Genomic DNA, 15,036 nt, shown 5'->3' on the forward strand with positions numbered 1-15,036 from the left:
AAGACAAATTCAATTCGAAATCCGGCGGACGACCCCACGCACGCCCTCAGTCCGCAGGATCTCCCAGGCGCGCTTCGCCAGTGCGCGACCGTGGGCCGGCTCGTCTATGGCACGCAGCAGATGGGTCCGTACCCGCGACATTGCGTCTTCCCGATGTGACTCGCCAGCGCGAAAGCCCGGCGTCAGCGACATCGTCAGGCGCAGCATCTCCGCATCAACCGTCGCGGCATCAAACAGCGCTGGATACTCGATGCGGCCCTGCGACTCCCACCAGGCCTTGTAGCCACCGCCCACGGTCGAGAACGGGTTGGCAAACGCACGCTGGAGGTCGAGCCGTTCGCGGTAGACGAGACGCGCCGGCTTGGGGATGAGCGTACCGTCGTCAAAGCGGGCGAACGCCCAACGCACTGCCGACAGCGGATCTTTGCCGAGCTCGGCGATCGTTTCCGTGTACCAGTTCACCAACTCCGCAACCGCGGGCTGGCCAGAAGCGTTCTTCCAGGCCATGGCCTTGTGCGCACCGCTGTCGAAGCCAGTGAAGTGGTAGAACCCGAGCGGCGCGCCGTCGACCAGGATGCCCTCGGCGAGTGAGCCGCTGAGCTCACGGGTCGTCACATTCCACGGCGCCACGTTGAGGCGCGTCGTCCGGAGGATACAGACGCCCTCGAAGAAGGCGGGCACGAGGTCGATCCAGCGCTGGTCGGTGAAAAGCCCGTTATGGATCTCGGCACGGCAGAAGTGATAGATCCGCTCGGACCACCATGCCGCAAAGGCCTTGCCTGTCTCGGTCGGAGCCACTGCGGCAAAGCCCAGGTTGTAGACGCCATGCTTGAGACTAGCGATCTCGTTGTCCATTACGGCGGCAAGCGTTCGCTCCGGCGACACCTGGTGCGGAGTCAGCGCAATGTTGGCAGAGCCGATCGCTTCAACGACATCGTCGAGGCGCGAGAACAGGACCGTATCCGGATCGAGATACACAACGCCGGCACAGTCGGGGCGATCGAGCAGCCGAGCCAGCAGGAACGGCTTGATCGCGGTCGACAGCTCCACGATGGTGTGGCAGAACGACCAGCCGACCACATCCGGAATCTCGAGCGAACTGACCGGGTGGATCTCGTCGAAGGGCTCTGACGAGAGATCAAGCCCCTCCGGCACTTCATCGGACAGGGCAAGGTGAACGATCCACTCCGGATGATATTTCCGTATGGACGCGACAAGCGCGCGCACCTTGGGAATGTAATTGCAGGCCGCACTGGTGAAGACGTGGATTCTTTTCAAGATCAATCCTATTTGCCGGATAGTGAAAGGATGTGGGCGAATTCAAGGATCTCCCCGAGGAGACCGTCGCCATCCTGATGACGGGCGATCCGGCCGCGGGAGCAAGCCTTGACGAGATCCGCCTGAGCCCCGAGGTCGAAGGACATCAGGGGCAGTTGCATCGAGAGAATTTCGTGCGCAACGAACGAGAAGGTTTCGGGGCAGATGGACGGCAGCAAGGCGATCCCGATGCCGTGCCGCTCGACAATGTCGGGCAGTTCATCCTGATCATAAGGCCCCGTCTCGGTCACGACGCCGGCCGGGCAGTTGGCATCGACGCTGCCGATGATGACGATCCGCACCGGTGCCTTGCGCCGTTCGATCGCAGCGGCGAGATCTGCGACAACCTGCGCCCCCTTGTGCACGGAGATCGTGCCGATGATGCCCACCACCACCGCGGTCTGGTCGGGCTTCGGGCGAGCCACAGGCCGCAGCGGGACAACATAGTGCGGACTGAGCTGCGCACGCATCTCGACGCCGGCAAAGGCACGCTTCATCAACCTGATGGATGACTCGGAGAAGCAGCGCACCTCGTCGGCCAGCGTCAGCAGAGCAGCCCATCGCTGCCGCCAGGCAACTACCGAGCGCTCCCCGGTCAGGGAAACGAACCCCTCTTCCTGCTTCGACAGGCACGACGAGCAGCGGTCCGGGCCTGGAATATCGCAGTACCTGCCATCCTCGTCGAGAAGGAAATGGGACGGACAGACGTAAAAGTACTCGTGGATCGCGATGATCAATCGTGCGTCCGTTGCAGCCTTCAGGCCGGCAACAAAATCACGGAGCGAATCCGGGTCCGGGAACGACACAGCGCAGTTCAGGAAGATCTCTGCCAGCCGCGCCCCAAGCAATGCGCCACGCAGGGAATCAAACGCCTTGAGTGCCTGCACGAGAATCACGCCGGACGCGTCGCGGATCTCTACGAAAGGCGTCATCTCGCTGACACGGAAGCTCAGCAGGACGACGACATCGCCCTGTGCGATCCAGTCGGCAACGACCCGTTCCCTGAACAGGTTCGCGCCACCACCCATCGAGTGATCGATCACCAGCCTTGCGTTGCGCCCTGCCACACAGTTTGCCAGCGCGATCTGGTCCGGAGCCTCGAGTCGGGCCGAGCCGCGGTAATAGTGCAGCGCCTTCTTCCAGAGGGTTGCGAAGCGGCCCGAACGCGCCAGCCCCCATACCCGGCGAAGGAGATAGGCGCCGTGCACCCGCGCCTTGGCAGCTTCCGGATCACGGGCCGGCAGAGCAAGCGAGCTCCGCCAGGTCTGTCCATCGCCAGAAGCGAAGACCAACTCGGCGCGTTCCGGGGGCTGCCGGTTCCACCCCGCAATCATCATGAAACCGGAGTTGGCGGCGTTGGGATTTCCGGGAAACGCCAGCGCAACGTCCTCGCGCGGCTTACCCATGGTCGCCTTGACGCGCTGGCAGCTACCGTCCGGAAAATGGAGCACCAGATGGACCTGGCTCAACCGCGCTACAGGATCGAGCGCCCAGCCGAAGCAGAACAGCCCCTTCTCGTGACAGGCAAGATGATCGATCTGGCAGATGAAGCGCTCGGTCATGACTTGATGAGGCCAAGGTAATTCGCTGTTCGCCACCAGCGCGTTGAGCGGATAGCGTCAAGCTCGGCCGTGAGCGCGTCCATACGCTCAGCAAGCTCCCCGGACTGCTTGCGCAAGACGGATATTTCACCCTGTCGCTCAAGGGCGAGACGCTCGGCCTCGGTAAAGGCTGCGTCTGTCGCCTTGAGCTGCTCATCCAGCGCCGCTAGCTGCGTCAACCGTTCGAGCGCCAGCGCCTCATTCTGCTGCAGCGCCTTCTGCGTCTCCCCAAGGCGAAGATCAAGCACGCCGAGTTCGTGCTGCCGAGCCAGCGCGAGTTCCTGCGACCGCTGGAAGGCCAGTTCGGTCTCGCGCAGGCGATTCTCGATGGCGATCAAATCGTCCTGACGCGCGAGTGCGAGGTTCTGGCAGGTTTCCAGGGCCTCCTGAGTCTCGGCCAGCCGCTGCCCATGCGCGGCCAGTTCGCGATGGCAGGCGTCCGACAGACGCTCGGCCGCAGCCAACGCGTCCGCGAGTTCGCGTTCACGAAGTCCCGATTCGTCCAGCGCCTGCAAACGATCCGCGGCAATCTGCTCAGCTACCGAGAGACCGCGCGAGGTCGCATCGAGCCGCCCCTCAAGCACGTCAAGCTGCCGGTCACGCTCAAGGAAGCGCTGGACCGACTCCAGTTCAGGGAGGACCTGCTCGCGGAAATCTCGAAGCAGATCCTTCCACGCGGCGGAATCGCGGAACACCCGCGGGGGGACACTGTTTGCTGCGGCCTCTCGCAGCAACAGGTATGCCCGGGTTGCCAGCAAAGGCAGTTGCTCGCTTGCTGGCACGCGCCCATGGGCCAAGTCCGGGGAGATGAAGTCAGCGGCGAACCGATCACGAACGACATCGGGCGGCGTGACTTCAAGCCAGTCTGCCAATTCCGCGAAGTGGTCAGCCGGACGCTTCAGGAGGTCGGAGAAGTCCAGGAAGCGGGCATCGACAGCAACATCGAGATAGTCGAGCGCGCCGAGCAGGTGGGTCATCCAGAGCCAGGCAGCACGGCTCGCCGAAATGCCATCCCGCCGCTGCAAGGAATGCGCAACCTCGGCCGGATCCCGGACCGCCATCAGCAGTCGCGGCTGGATCCCGCGGCGCGCGAAGACCTCGCGCCAGAAAGGCGCCAGCACGCACATGCGCGGGTCCTTGAAGCCCCAGAGGGCAGCACCTGCGAACAGCCCGTCGAGCAGTCGCGTGGCATCCTCGACACGCCCTTCCCATTCGGAGAGATCGCCAATGACGGGGGGCAGTGGCGAATCCCATCGGCGATCGCATTCGCGCAGCAACAGATTGTTGAACGCAACGATGGCCTGATCCTCGAAATAGCCCTTCGGGTTCCACTCGTTCTCTGCATAGAGCGAGCCACCCATCACGACGCCCATGTGTTGCAATGCCGCGGCCATCGCGCTGGTCCCGCTGCGATGCATGCCAAGAACGATCACTGGTTGCCTGTTCTTCACGCGCCCACTCGCTCCGCAGTAGCCGTTACGTCGAGATCCACCAGTCCGGTGGCCCTGATCGCTCGTTCCGGTTTGACACGCACCATCACCGCATCGACTTTCCGGGCCAGATAGGTGAGTTCGCCATCAGCGGCACCCATGATGCCGACATTCAGGAAATAGACGCCCGGGTTTAGCAGGCACCGGAAACGGATCACGACGTCGAACCGCTCACCAGGCTCGATCCGTGCCAGCCCGCTCCCCGGCGTATCGGTCACCGCGCCCCCGATTTCAACGCCCGCGGCCGTCTTGGCCATCATCCCGAAGATCACGCTTTGTGCCGCCGAGTCGAAGGTCGCCCGGAAGCGGACGGTATACATCGCACCGTGCTGCAACTGATTGACCAGCCGCCCAAGCTCGTCCTGCACCTCGACGGCATGGATCGCGGCGCCTCGGCTCGCGTAGTCCAGCGTTGTCTGGGGCACCAGTTCCGGATCGAAATCAGGACTCACCGCCACGACTTGCGGTACGCCAGTGTCGGGAAGGGTATCGTCCGGCCTGGCTGCCGCGATGATCTCGTTTGCGGCGGCCCGGGTCGCGTACACGAGCTTCTGGTACAGCGCCACCACCGGCTTGGGTTCGCCCTCCATGATCTTCTTGCCGGCATCGAGGAGAATCACCCGATCACACAGTTGCAGCACCGTACCCGCGTCATGCGAGACGAAGAGAACAGCAACGCCGTCTGCCTTGAGTTCCTGCAACCGCAGGTAGCACTTGCGCTGGAAGGCTTCGTCGCCGACGGCGAGCGCCTCATCCACCACCAGCACGTCGGGTTTGACCTGGACCTGCACCGCAAACGCCAGGCGCACCACCATGCCGCTCGAGTACGTCTTCACCGGCTGGTCGATGAACTCTTCAATCCCGGAGAACGCGACGATCTCGTCGAAGCACTGATCGACGTCCTCACGCGAAAGCCCCAGCACAGCGGCATTCAGGTAGACGTTCTCGCGGCCGGAGAACTCGGGATTGAAACCCGAGCCAAGTTCAAGCAACGCGGCGATCCGTCCATTGGCTGAGACTTCGCCCGCTGTCGGGTTGAGGGTGCCGCAGATCATCTGCAGAAGCGTCGACTTGCCGCTTCCGTTCCGCCCCACAATACCGACGGTTTCGCCTTTCGCGACCGAAAACGAAACATCGCGCAGCGCCCAGAACTCCCGGTAGTAGCGCTTGCGTCCGCGCGCGAGCATCTGCATCAGTCGATGCCGCGGCTCCTCGTAGATCTGGTAGCACTTGCTCAGCCCGATGGCCCTGATCATGCACTCAGAGGACATCGGCAAAACCCTTGCGCGTGCGCTGGAACCACGCAAAACCACCCGCGAGCACCAGGCAGGAGATCCCCAGATGCGCGAGATACCGAGCCGCATCGGGCACCGCTCCGAAATACATCACCTCGCGCAACTGCTCGACCGAAACCGTCAGCGGATTGAGCATGAACAAGGGCTGGAATTCCTGTGGCAAGGCCGACACTGGATAGAAGATCGGCGACAGGAACATCAAGGTCGTGGTCAGAACGCCGATGAACTGCCCGACGTCGCGAAGATAGACACCCAAGGCCGACAGGAACAGGGCACAGCCGGTCGTGAGCAAAATCATCGGCAGCAAGGCGAGCGGAAACAGCAGTAGCGTGGGATGCGGCGAGCCAATCAACGCAAGGTGGAAGACAAGCCAGACCAGCGTGCCGACAAGGCAATGGAAGACTGCAACACCCACCGAAACCCAGGGCAGGATCTCAAGCGGAAACACCACGCGCTTCACGTAGTTCGCATTCTCAAGAATCAGCCCCGGCGCGCGATTGACACATTCCGCGAAGAGGTTGAACACAAGCAGGCCCGCAAAGAGCACCATCGCGAACTCGGCGCGCGACCCGGTCGCCTGCGTCCAGCGAGCCTTGAAGACGACACTGAACACGAAGGTATAGACACCGAGCATCAGCACCGGGTGCACGAAGGACCAGAGCAGGCCGAACACCGAGCCGCGATAGCGGCCCATCACTTCGCGCCAGATTAGGGTGCGGATCAGCGCGCGATGGCGCATCAGGCCAAGCACCATCTCCACCGGACTCGCTGAAAAAGTCTGCATCAAGAAACTCGGTCAAATGCTGTCTGCGGAGCACGGCCGCTCTGCGGCCGTGCTCCTGAATTCACGGCGCGAAACACTGGAATAACTCGATCGCATCGAGTTACAGCCGGCCCAAGGCAGCAGCGATCCAGAGGCTCAGATCGCCCCAGATGCTCTGGCGGTACACCGCAGATCGGCGCAGGCCGGCGAGTCGCCGCAGAACGCCGGCGGCCCGGCGGGCACGCTCGAACTTGTCCAGCGTCGCGAGCGCAGATTCACTCATGGAGCCACGCAAAGGCGCCAAAGCCGCGATGTTGCGGTCATTCCACTGAGTCGTTCGCCCGCCAAGCGCCTTGGAGATGCGGGTCAGACGAGCGCGCCAGCCAACATTCGATCCTATCAGGTTGGCACCATGCTGGCGATAGCGCAGCGTCGGCTTGGGATCAAAAAACACCGTTCCTTTACAGGCACTTACAACAAGATATACCCACCAGTCATGCAAGACCGGAGCAGCCTCGTTGTCGGTCAGGCTTAGCAGGCGCCTGGCTGCACGATTGAAGACCATGGTGTTGCCACCAGCGATGTTCTGCACCAGGGCGTTTGCAAAAGTTGGGGCCCGACCAAACCGCGGCGACTCGCCGATCACCCGGTCGTCCGCATCGACCAGGACGGTTCGCGAGCAATACAGCGCGGGCACTTCGGGGTCTTGCTGGTCCAGCCACGCAAGGGCGCGCGCAAGTTTGTCGGCATGCCACACATCGTCCTGGTCGGCGTACGCGTAGTAGGCCGCATCGATCTCCGCAAGCTGGAGAAGGCTCAGGAAGTTCGCCACCACCCCGGCAGCCGGCCCCTGCCGGACAACGACCTGCCCGTCGGCGCGCACCCCGGCAAAAGAGCGAAGCCTGAGCAGGGTGTCGTCACTCGATCCGTCATCCGAGACCCACAGCGTCCATCCCCCGTAGCTCTGGGCGGCGATCGAAGCAAGCTGCTGATCAATGTAGGCAGCCCCGTTGAAGGTTGCCATCAGGATCGCAACGCTGGGCTCAACAGGGCTTTTCACTTTTTCAACTGAAGGGTTTCGCTGGCGCAAGCCTCAGAACGCCTTTGGTCAGACTCCGCAGTCCGGCTGCGCATTCATTGCGCCGCCGGCCGCGAACGATCTGCCGGATCAGGGCTTGGCATCCTCGATGGGCGCCGGTTTCGGCAAGGCCGCTGGATCCGGCTGCGTCTCGAAGGCGTTCACAACCGGCTGCGCCGCCTGCACTGACGGCTGCTGGGAAAGAGTGGCCGGCGCAACGACAGGCTTGCCGGGCTTGGTCTCGGCCGGCGCGGATACATCGGCCGCCGCTGGCGCAGCAACACCCGCCGGGGCGATCGGCACGGCGGCATCCTGCGCCCACCCGCCAAGGCGGTTACGGAATGCTTGGGTAATCGCCTGAGCTTCCTGATCATCTCCAATGATGTACGGCGTGATCAGGACGATCAGCTCACGACGCGTCCCGTTTCGGGTGTCCTTGCTGAACAGGTTCCCGATGAACGGGATGTCCTTGATGAAGGGGATCCCCGACGAGCCGCGAGTCGAATCGTCCGAAATCAGGCCGCCAAGGAGAACAGTGGATGCGTTACGCATGGTCAGACGGGTCTGCAGCTTGCGCGTCGAGATGGTCGGACTTGTATTGACACCAGTGTCAGTGGTCTGCGCGGCACTGACCTCCTGCTCGACATCCAGATCGACCTGATCGCCGGAGTGAATTACCGGCTTCACCTTCAGGATCACGCCGGTGTTCCGGTACTGGATCGTCTGCGTGATCGACGTGGAAGAACCGGTCAGCGGCGTCGACTGCTGGCTGGTGACGATGGGCACCTCCTGGCCGACCTGAATCTGCGCGGTCTCGCCGTTGCGGGCCATCACCCGCGGTGTCGACAGAATCGTCGCCCGGTTGGTCGCAGCGAGCGCGTTCAGCACCACACGTGTGCTACCCAGAGAATCAAACATCTTGTAGGTGAAGCCGGCAGTCCCGAGCGCCAGGCCGCCAAGCGTGCCGCCGGAGCCGGTCCAGCCGTTGTTCATGGAGTTCGTGAAGAACCACTCAACGCCCAACTGCATGTTGTCCGTCAGGGCGACCTCCGCGACCGTCACCTCGATCAGCGCTTCCTTCTTTGGCCGGTCGAGCCGCTTCAGCAAGGAAACCAGCGACGAATAGTCGTCAGGGCTCGCGTTAAAGATGATCGTGTTCGTACCCTTATCGACAACCGCGCGGCCGGAGCCCTGGGACGCGGAGGCGGAGGCGGTCGTTGCACCGGAACGGTTGCTCGTGCCGGTCGTCGATGTGGCACTCGCATTGGTCGAGGCAGTTCCGGAAGCCGTCGTGGTCGTACCTGCCCCCGTCATCAGCTTGTCAAGCGTCGCGGCGAGCGATTCGGCGTCGACGTGTTCAGCCTGATAGGTAAAGAAGTTCCGACCAAGCCCGCGGGTGTTGGGCTGGTCCAGGGTTTTCACGAGATCGGCGACATGGTTGCTGATATCGTCAGAAATGGCGAACACCAAGACCGCATTGATCGCCGCGACCGGCAGGATCGTGACCGGATAGCGCAGACCTCCGGCGGCCTGGCCGACTGGCGCCACCGCGTAGCCCTCTGCGCTCAGCACCTCGACAAGACGCTTGGCGAGATCGTCGGCCGACCAGTACTGCGGGTTCAGCCGCATGCTGCCGCGTCCACGCATCATTGGCTGATCGAGCACAGCAATGCTCTCGATGGCAGCACGCAGGTTATCGGCGGTTCCACTCAGCAGCACAGCATTGCGCTGCGAGTCCTCTTGCAGCTTGATCCGGTCGCCGTACATCGTCTTGATGAAGTTGGCGATATCCGAGTTACGTACAGCCTTCAGTTCAACGAGTTGGAACTGAGGGCGCATGGCAATGGGCGTATCCGGCAAGGCTGCACCACGCTGAATCTCAGGCAGGTATCCGAGACTGGCATCGTCCGGGAGAATCCGGACCAGTCCGTCGATCTGGACCACGGCGATGCCGTAGCTCTTCAGCAGCAGCTTCATGGCCGCTTCGACCTGACTCGGCGTCTGCGGTGTCGACGAGCGCAGCGTCACCAGATCCTTGCGGGCCAGGAGCTTCTGATCGATGTTGACGTTGCGCTTCAGGATCTCGCCGTAAACCAGCTTGATGAACGACGGCAGCGGCAGTTGTTCGAAGTTGAAGACGATCGTCGCCTCTTCGTTGGCTGGCGCTTCCACTGGCGGCGGCGGAGTCTTGGTCTTCGTTTTCACCGGCGCCGGAGGCGCAGGCATCGTCGACACCAGATCCTTGGTCGGTCGATCGAGGCTAGCAGATCCGGCACTCTTCCCTGCGTCAGCCTTGGGTGTCACCAGAGGGGGGGCAATGACCGGCTGCGTCGTGGCGCAAGAGGTCGCAAGCATGACGCCGGCGAGAACCAACACCAGTGCGGGCAGGCGGGGCTTGCAGATCGCCTTCATTTGCCCGCCTCCGGCATGGGCATCGACTGCCGCAACGCCAGTTCCACCCGCTTCTTGCCATCGCGCACGATGAGCAGCGAGTCACGGATCTCATTGACGATCTTGCCGTCGGGGAGTTTGTCCATCAATGTCACTGAGTAGTCCTGGCGCGATGCTTCGCTGAAGCGCACCAGCGCAAAGGGTTTCTTGCCGACGCGGTAGACCGCGCCAATCATCCAGGTCGCCGGTTCCGGGGCGCCCTTCTGTGGCGCCTTGGTCACGCCGAAAATCTGAGTCCCGATCAATTCCGGGGACAGCACAGTCTCATCGAACGCCGGCCGGGGATCCTCAGGCAGGACCCAAACCTCTGAACGGGCGCGGACAAGTCGCGGCGGTTCAACATCCGTCCGCGGCCACCAAAAGACGGTCGCAGAGAGCGCGACCGCCACCGTCGTGACAGCAAGCCAGAAACGATCGATCACGGCCGCACCTCTGCCGCCTTCGGCAACATGAACGGAGCACGCATCTCGATGCTGAACTGCGGCGGCGCGCTATCAGTCTTGATCGTCAGATGATCGATCAAGACCGCCTTTTCCGAACTCTCGATCGCGGTCAGGAATGCCAGCACCGACGCCTGCGAAAAGTCAGCAGCCAGCCTGACCTTGACCGGCAGATAGCCAGCCTCGGCAGCGGACTTGGCTTTGGAGGCATCCTCCGAGAACTGACGGGACACCCGCATATCCTTGACGTTCAGTCCAGAGGAGCGCGCCTGCTGTTGCACCCAGTCTTGAATGGTGGCCTCTTCAAGCCCATCCGACGAAGCTGCCCAAAGATGGCCTTTCAGCGTCTGCTGCCGCGCCTCGAGCGCCTTGAGTCGATCCAACCAGATGGACTGGCCCGTGAGCGGCGCAAGCCGGTCGATCTCGGCACGCATTTCACCCAGCGCCGCGGCACGCGCCTGCAGACGATCATCCCAGCCGGCGAGCGCATAGCCGACGCCAATTGCCAAAATCAGCCACAGTCCGATCCGAAGACGTGCATTGGTCCTCAGTTCGGCCAGAACACCATCAAACGGTCCCATTAGCGTTTCACCTCGAGACTCTTCTTCGTGTCGCCCCGTCCCGCCACAACCTTCGCCTCACCAGCGGCTTCGTCCTTACCCGACGGCGCGTCCGCACTGGCAGCGGCCGACTGAGGCGGCACGGGCTGCGGCGCAGCCAGGCCAGTCAGCGTGATCTCAAGCCGGATCAGACTCTTCTGCCCGCCACTCGCCTCTCGAACCTCTCCGAACCAAGGCTCGCTGCGGAGCGCCTTCAGGCACTCCAAACGTGACACCGACTCAGGAATCGATAGACCGAGCTTGAGCTTGAGACCATCGAAGTCGAGGTCGCGGATCACAGCGTCTTTAGGCATAACGGCCGTCAGGTGCGCCAGCAAGGACAGCGCAGAAACCGTATCCAGCGATTTCGCAAGGGCCTCAAGCCTCGGAAGGGCCGCCTGTGCCGCATCGCGAGCAGCAATGACTGGCTGGGCCTCGCGTTTGATGCGAACAAGCTTCTCCGCAGCCGCGGTCTCTCGCTTCGAAAGCGAACGAGCATCCCCGGCCAACTGAGCTGCGAGCGCGACGAGAAGCACCACCCCGCCCGCGACAGCCACCCGCTCAACACGCCTGTTGGCACCGGAGAGATCGCGCGCACTCGCCAAGCGCGCCCACGGTAGGCGCAGCCAGTCTGCTGACTGCAGGGCTGCGGAGACCGGCACATCATGCAGAGCCGGCGGAGCCGAGGCCCCGCGCAGAAAGTTCAACCACTCGTCGGCAGAAGGTAGCTCGGGCCAATAGCTTGAGCCCTTCAGGATGCCACCATCCCAGAACTCGCCAGCAAAGCCATCGAGCCCTTGCACGACGCGAGCGCCCGCGCGCAGCGGCGCATTCAGGAGCGTCTCTGGTAATAACCCGGGATTCGCAAATCGGGCTTCACGGCATCGTGCACGGCGGGCCTCAAACTCGCGGGCATCCCAAGCAAATGCCAAGGCACCGCCCTCGTGCAAAACCACCCGGTAATCGCAAAATTCGAAGGGCTGCCAGACAGCGAGTTGCGCCTGCACTGCACCTATGCGCTCGGACTTTGGCAAGGCCGAGAGGTCGAACCAGCGCGTAACGTAGAGCGAGCGGGCAATGACCTGCTGCACCACACGAGCGGACCACTCGCGCGGCACCGCAATACCGTCACGGAGGTGAACCAGCCTGCGCAGGCCAGATGCGACCGACGTCGAATTCTGGGTATTCGGGAGCGTTGTTTGCATCGGAAGGCGCATGAGGCACGACACGGGCATCCGTGATCTGCCACGGAAGAACCGGAGCGTCAGGGGAAAGCCGTAAATTATACTGGAATTCAAAGGGGAACGATCGCGGCCGGATCGTCAGGCGCAAGAAGTCACCCACATGCGGCAGAAGATCATCGACGCGAAGGGCGAGCCCCGGCGGCAATTGGGACTGAAGCGATTGGCGGCGCTGAAAGAGATAAGCATCAAGCGCACTCTCGGGTAGCGCAGGCGCCACCGCCCGCAACACCTCTCGCGGAGCGGTCAACGGATTGAACCAGGTGTCGCGCCTCGCAGAACTCAGGCGCGCCATGCGGGCGACCAGTTCGGGACGATCTCGCCAACCCGGCATTCTGCCCAACTCCTCTGGGCTGAAGAGCCAGTCGTTACGTGGCGGCGGCAGACCAAGTGCGGCGTAGTCCGCCGCCTCGGCGCCATTCAGGCGCTTGAGGTTATCGAGGTCGGTGTAGTCCTCAAGAACGTCGAGCAGTCCATCGGTGTCCTTGCCGTCCACCCCAAGTTCCACAAGGAGTCGCGCCAGCAAGTTGCGGTCGGGAAGGTTCAGGCTCGGCAGGCCGCGCTCATCTTGCAACGAGACGATCGCGTTCCCGACGCGGTAAGGCGTACCATCCGCACGCAGCCGCTTTTCGCCAATGCCGAAAGCATCCGTTTGCGGCACATTCGTCGCCAACACGAAAAGCATGCGCGATTTAGCCTCTACGGCGACCTGTTGCGCCTCGGCATAATCCCTCAGAGACGCTACCTGCACACGCATGGCATCGATGCGCGCAGCAAAACGCGCCGCGATGACCGCGAGGGCAGCAACCACCGCGAGCACAAGGATCAGCACATAGCCCCGCTGCGCACGCCCTCGGGCCATCATGGCTCCTTCACCGAGGCCTGCGAGGGCAGCGGCGGCGAACCCGCAGCGGGCGGCCGGGCGACGATCACCGGCGCATCTTCAAGCCCGGTTTCGAGCAGGATTGCGGACGGCACCCCTTCATAGGACTTCATGTCAGGCGGCCACATCTCAACCCATTCACCCGCACTGGAAAGGTAGCGAAACCCACCGCGGTCGCCGGGCCAGCGCAATAGCACGACAGGCTCGCTGCCCTCGACCGACGAAGTCAGTCGCGTCTCGCCCGACTTCTCATCAAAGCCCAGACGCAGCGCAAGCCGGCCGACGCCGATCGCCGCCTCGCCAGGTGGATTTGCGGCGAGACCGGTCAACTCGCGAGCTGTGCCGCGCACACGAAGCGGCGATACAGGTTCCATCGGCAGAAATCCGCGCATCGCATCCCGCGCCCAGGCGACTTGGACGATACGCCGTGCCCCCTGAAGCTGGAACCCGCTCATGCTCGACTCAAGCCGAAGAATCTGCGCCATTGCCTGCCAGATGACAGTGGACGCCAAAGCTACGATAGCCAGCGTTACCAGCATTTCAAGGAGGGTAAAGCCCTGCTCGCGGCGCATCAATCGGGCGCCGTCAGGTCGCGGACGCGACGCCAGCCCAACAACGTCGCATCGATCTTCAGTGGTGTATCGCCCTCTCGTTCTGACACATCGACCGACACCGAAAAGGGCGCAAGCTGATACAGGCTGCGCCCCTCATCGAACAACGCCGCGCCTTCGATGAAATCCCCGGCTGGCTTCGATGTCCATCGGAGCATCAGGCCATCAAACTCGACGCGCCCCTCGGGATTCTCCGCAGGATTAAGACCGTTGAGCCACTCAACGGCTTGCAGTCGCCAGCGGGCCTCGCGCTCGACCTGCTTCAAGCGGCCCGCCTCGCGCAGGTTGGTGCCGATCCAAGAGAACAGGGCTACGCCGGTGGTCGCCAGAATCGTCAGAGCAACGATCGCCTCCAGCAGGCCAAACCCTCTTTCAGACCGGTTCACGCGTCACCTCACCGGTCAATTTCGCGACGCGAAAGCGCCAGCGCGAGCCGTCGGGCAGGGTCAGCAGCACTTCGCCGCCGCTGCAGGCGCCATTGACCGAATACCGCAAAGGCTGCGGCAGCGAGATCTTTGCGCCCGCGGGAAATTCCTTGAGTTCGGCCAGAAGCGCCGCTTCGTCCAGCACGCGCGCGCGCCCACCGATAAAACTATCGACTGGCAAGGCCGCAAGACGGGCTTCGAGGTCGGAGAGCGCGCCACGCGCCTCCAATCGCTCCTGCCACCGATAAAGTGCAGGCCCGACCAATCCTGCCATCATCCCCACAATAGCAAGGACCACGAGTAACTCAACGAGGGTGAAGCCCCCGTCAGGACGCCCGCTTCGCATGTGACAGAGGATCAGCCCCCGGAGGGCAGGATGCCGATATCGCGGTCGTCCCCTTCGCCGCCGCGTTTGCCGTCGGCCCCGAGGGAGTAAAGCGCAAACGGCTGACCATCTGCGCCGGGGATCGCGTACTGGTAAGGATGCCCCCAGGGGTCAAGCGGCAGCGCGTCTTCCAGATACGGGCCGCGCCAACGGGCAGCCAAGGCCGCATCGCTCGGCGCCTTGCTCAGCAGGGCGAGACCCTCCTCGACCGACGGATAGCGCCCAATATCAAGACGCAGGCTCTCGATCGCACCGCGCAGCATCTTCACTTGCGCCTGCGCCGTCTGCACACGAGACTGATCAACCTTCGAGAAGAGGCGCGGGCCAACGAGACCAGCGAGCATGCCGATGATGACAAGCACGACGAGCATCTCAAGCAAGGTGAAGCCACGCTGGAAGGAACGGCGATTCATGACTGGACGCATTCAATTGACAGAGTTCAGATTGTAGCAGCCTG

The 15,036-nt window shown here is 63.0% G+C and carries 15 protein-coding genes; all 15 read right to left on the minus strand.

Annotated elements, in window-relative coordinates:
• Nucleotides 1–9 precede the first annotated feature (9 nt).
• Nucleotides 10–1,278 (minus strand): glycosyltransferase family protein, encoded by a 1,269-nt coding sequence (locus GGR36_RS07850; protein WP_183633954.1) that lies wholly within the window; start codon nt 1,276–1,278, stop codon nt 10–12.
• Nucleotides 1,279–1,286: 8 nt separating this feature from the next.
• Nucleotides 1,287–2,879, minus strand: a complete 1,593-nt coding sequence (locus tag GGR36_RS07855) for a glycosyltransferase family protein (protein WP_183633955.1) — start codon at nt 2,877–2,879, stop codon at nt 1,287–1,289.
• A complete protein-coding gene (locus tag GGR36_RS07860; RefSeq protein ID WP_221229505.1) occupies nt 2,876–4,336 on the minus strand; it encodes a hypothetical protein in 1,461 nt (486 codons plus the stop codon). Before GGR36_RS07860 ends, GGR36_RS07855 begins: the two co-directional genes overlap by 4 nt.
• Nucleotides 4,337–4,365: 29 nt before the next feature.
• A complete protein-coding gene (locus GGR36_RS07865; RefSeq protein ID WP_183633957.1) occupies nt 4,366–5,679 on the minus strand; it encodes an ABC transporter ATP-binding protein in 1,314 nt (437 codons plus the stop codon).
• Nucleotides 5,669–6,487: an ABC transporter permease gene (locus GGR36_RS07870; RefSeq protein ID WP_183633958.1), complete on the minus strand. Its 819-nt coding sequence runs from the start codon at nt 6,485–6,487 to the stop codon at nt 5,669–5,671. Before GGR36_RS07870 ends, GGR36_RS07865 begins: the two co-directional genes overlap by 11 nt.
• Before the next feature lie 100 nt (nt 6,488–6,587).
• Entirely contained in the window at nt 6,588–7,556 is a 969-nt protein-coding gene (locus GGR36_RS07875) for a glycosyltransferase family 2 protein (RefSeq protein ID WP_207064284.1), read from the minus strand.
• A gap of 78 nt (nt 7,557–7,634) precedes the next feature.
• Complete coding sequence (gene gspD / locus GGR36_RS07880; RefSeq protein ID WP_183633962.1) at nt 7,635–9,956, minus strand: type II secretion system secretin GspD; 2,322 nt, start codon at nt 9,954–9,956, stop codon at nt 7,635–7,637.
• Nucleotides 9,953–10,417, minus strand: a complete 465-nt coding sequence (locus tag GGR36_RS07885; RefSeq protein ID WP_183633964.1) for a hypothetical protein — start codon at nt 10,415–10,417, stop codon at nt 9,953–9,955. The genes gspD and GGR36_RS07885 overlap by 4 nt, the downstream gene beginning before the upstream one ends.
• Nucleotides 10,414–11,016 (minus strand): GspMb/PilO family protein, encoded by a 603-nt coding sequence (locus GGR36_RS07890; protein WP_183633966.1) that lies wholly within the window; start codon nt 11,014–11,016, stop codon nt 10,414–10,416. The genes GGR36_RS07885 and GGR36_RS07890 overlap by 4 nt, the downstream gene beginning before the upstream one ends.
• Complete coding sequence (locus GGR36_RS07895) at nt 11,016–12,239, minus strand: hypothetical protein (RefSeq protein ID WP_221229506.1); 1,224 nt, start codon at nt 12,237–12,239, stop codon at nt 11,016–11,018. The genes GGR36_RS07890 and GGR36_RS07895 overlap by 1 nt, the downstream gene beginning before the upstream one ends.
• Complete coding sequence (locus tag GGR36_RS07900) at nt 12,163–13,137, minus strand: type II secretion system protein GspK (RefSeq protein WP_221229507.1); 975 nt, start codon at nt 13,135–13,137, stop codon at nt 12,163–12,165. The genes GGR36_RS07895 and GGR36_RS07900 overlap by 77 nt, the downstream gene beginning before the upstream one ends.
• Nucleotides 13,137–13,730 carry a prepilin-type N-terminal cleavage/methylation domain-containing protein gene (locus GGR36_RS07905; RefSeq protein WP_183633979.1) on the minus strand — a complete coding sequence of 198 codons (594 nt, stop codon included), beginning with the start codon at nt 13,728–13,730 and terminating at the stop codon, nt 13,137–13,139. Before GGR36_RS07905 ends, GGR36_RS07900 begins: the two co-directional genes overlap by 1 nt.
• Nucleotides 13,730–14,155 carry a type II secretion system protein gene (locus GGR36_RS07910; protein WP_183633981.1) on the minus strand — a complete coding sequence of 142 codons (426 nt, stop codon included), beginning with the start codon at nt 14,153–14,155 and terminating at the stop codon, nt 13,730–13,732. The genes GGR36_RS07905 and GGR36_RS07910 overlap by 1 nt, the downstream gene beginning before the upstream one ends.
• Nucleotides 14,142–14,540, minus strand: coding sequence for a pilus assembly FimT family protein (locus GGR36_RS07915; RefSeq protein WP_183633983.1), 399 nt, complete (start codon nt 14,538–14,540; stop codon nt 14,142–14,144). The genes GGR36_RS07910 and GGR36_RS07915 overlap by 14 nt, the downstream gene beginning before the upstream one ends.
• 11 nt (nt 14,541–14,551) lie before the next feature.
• On the minus strand, nt 14,552–14,992 hold the full coding sequence (gene gspG, locus GGR36_RS07920) for a type II secretion system major pseudopilin GspG (RefSeq protein WP_183633985.1): 441 nt from the start codon (nt 14,990–14,992) through the stop codon (nt 14,552–14,554).
• Nucleotides 14,993–15,036 lie beyond the last annotated feature (44 nt).

This window comes from Niveibacterium umoris (genome assembly GCF_014197015.1).
Classification (GTDB): Bacteria; Pseudomonadota; Gammaproteobacteria; order Burkholderiales; family Rhodocyclaceae; genus Niveibacterium; species Niveibacterium umoris.

Coding starts and splice junctions, on each gene's coding strand:
- GGR36_RS07855 (WP_183633955.1), bottom strand. CDS start 2,879: ATGACCGAGCGCTTCATCTGCCAGATCGATCATCTTGCCTGTCACGAG.
- GGR36_RS07860 (WP_221229505.1), bottom strand. CDS start 4,336: ATGCATCGCAGCGGGACCAGCGCGATGGCCGCGGCATTGCAACACATG.
- GGR36_RS07865 (WP_183633957.1), bottom strand. CDS start 5,679: ATGTCCTCTGAGTGCATGATCAGGGCCATCGGGCTGAGCAAGTGCTAC.
- GGR36_RS07870 (WP_183633958.1), bottom strand. CDS start 6,487: ATGCAGACTTTTTCAGCGAGTCCGGTGGAGATGGTGCTTGGCCTGATG.
- gspD (WP_183633962.1), bottom strand. CDS start 9,956: ATGAAGGCGATCTGCAAGCCCCGCCTGCCCGCACTGGTGTTGGTTCTC.
- GGR36_RS07890 (WP_183633966.1), bottom strand. CDS start 11,016: ATGGGACCGTTTGATGGTGTTCTGGCCGAACTGAGGACCAATGCACGT.
- GGR36_RS07895 (WP_221229506.1), bottom strand. CDS start 12,239: ATGCAAACAACGCTCCCGAATACCCAGAATTCGACGTCGGTCGCATCT.
- GGR36_RS07900 (WP_221229507.1), bottom strand. CDS start 13,137: ATGGCCCGAGGGCGTGCGCAGCGGGGCTATGTGCTGATCCTTGTGCTC.
- GGR36_RS07905 (WP_183633979.1), bottom strand. CDS start 13,730: ATGCGCCGCGAGCAGGGCTTTACCCTCCTTGAAATGCTGGTAACGCTG.
- GGR36_RS07915 (WP_183633983.1), bottom strand. CDS start 14,540: ATGCGAAGCGGGCGTCCTGACGGGGGCTTCACCCTCGTTGAGTTACTC.
- gspG (WP_183633985.1), bottom strand. CDS start 14,992: ATGAATCGCCGTTCCTTCCAGCGTGGCTTCACCTTGCTTGAGATGCTC.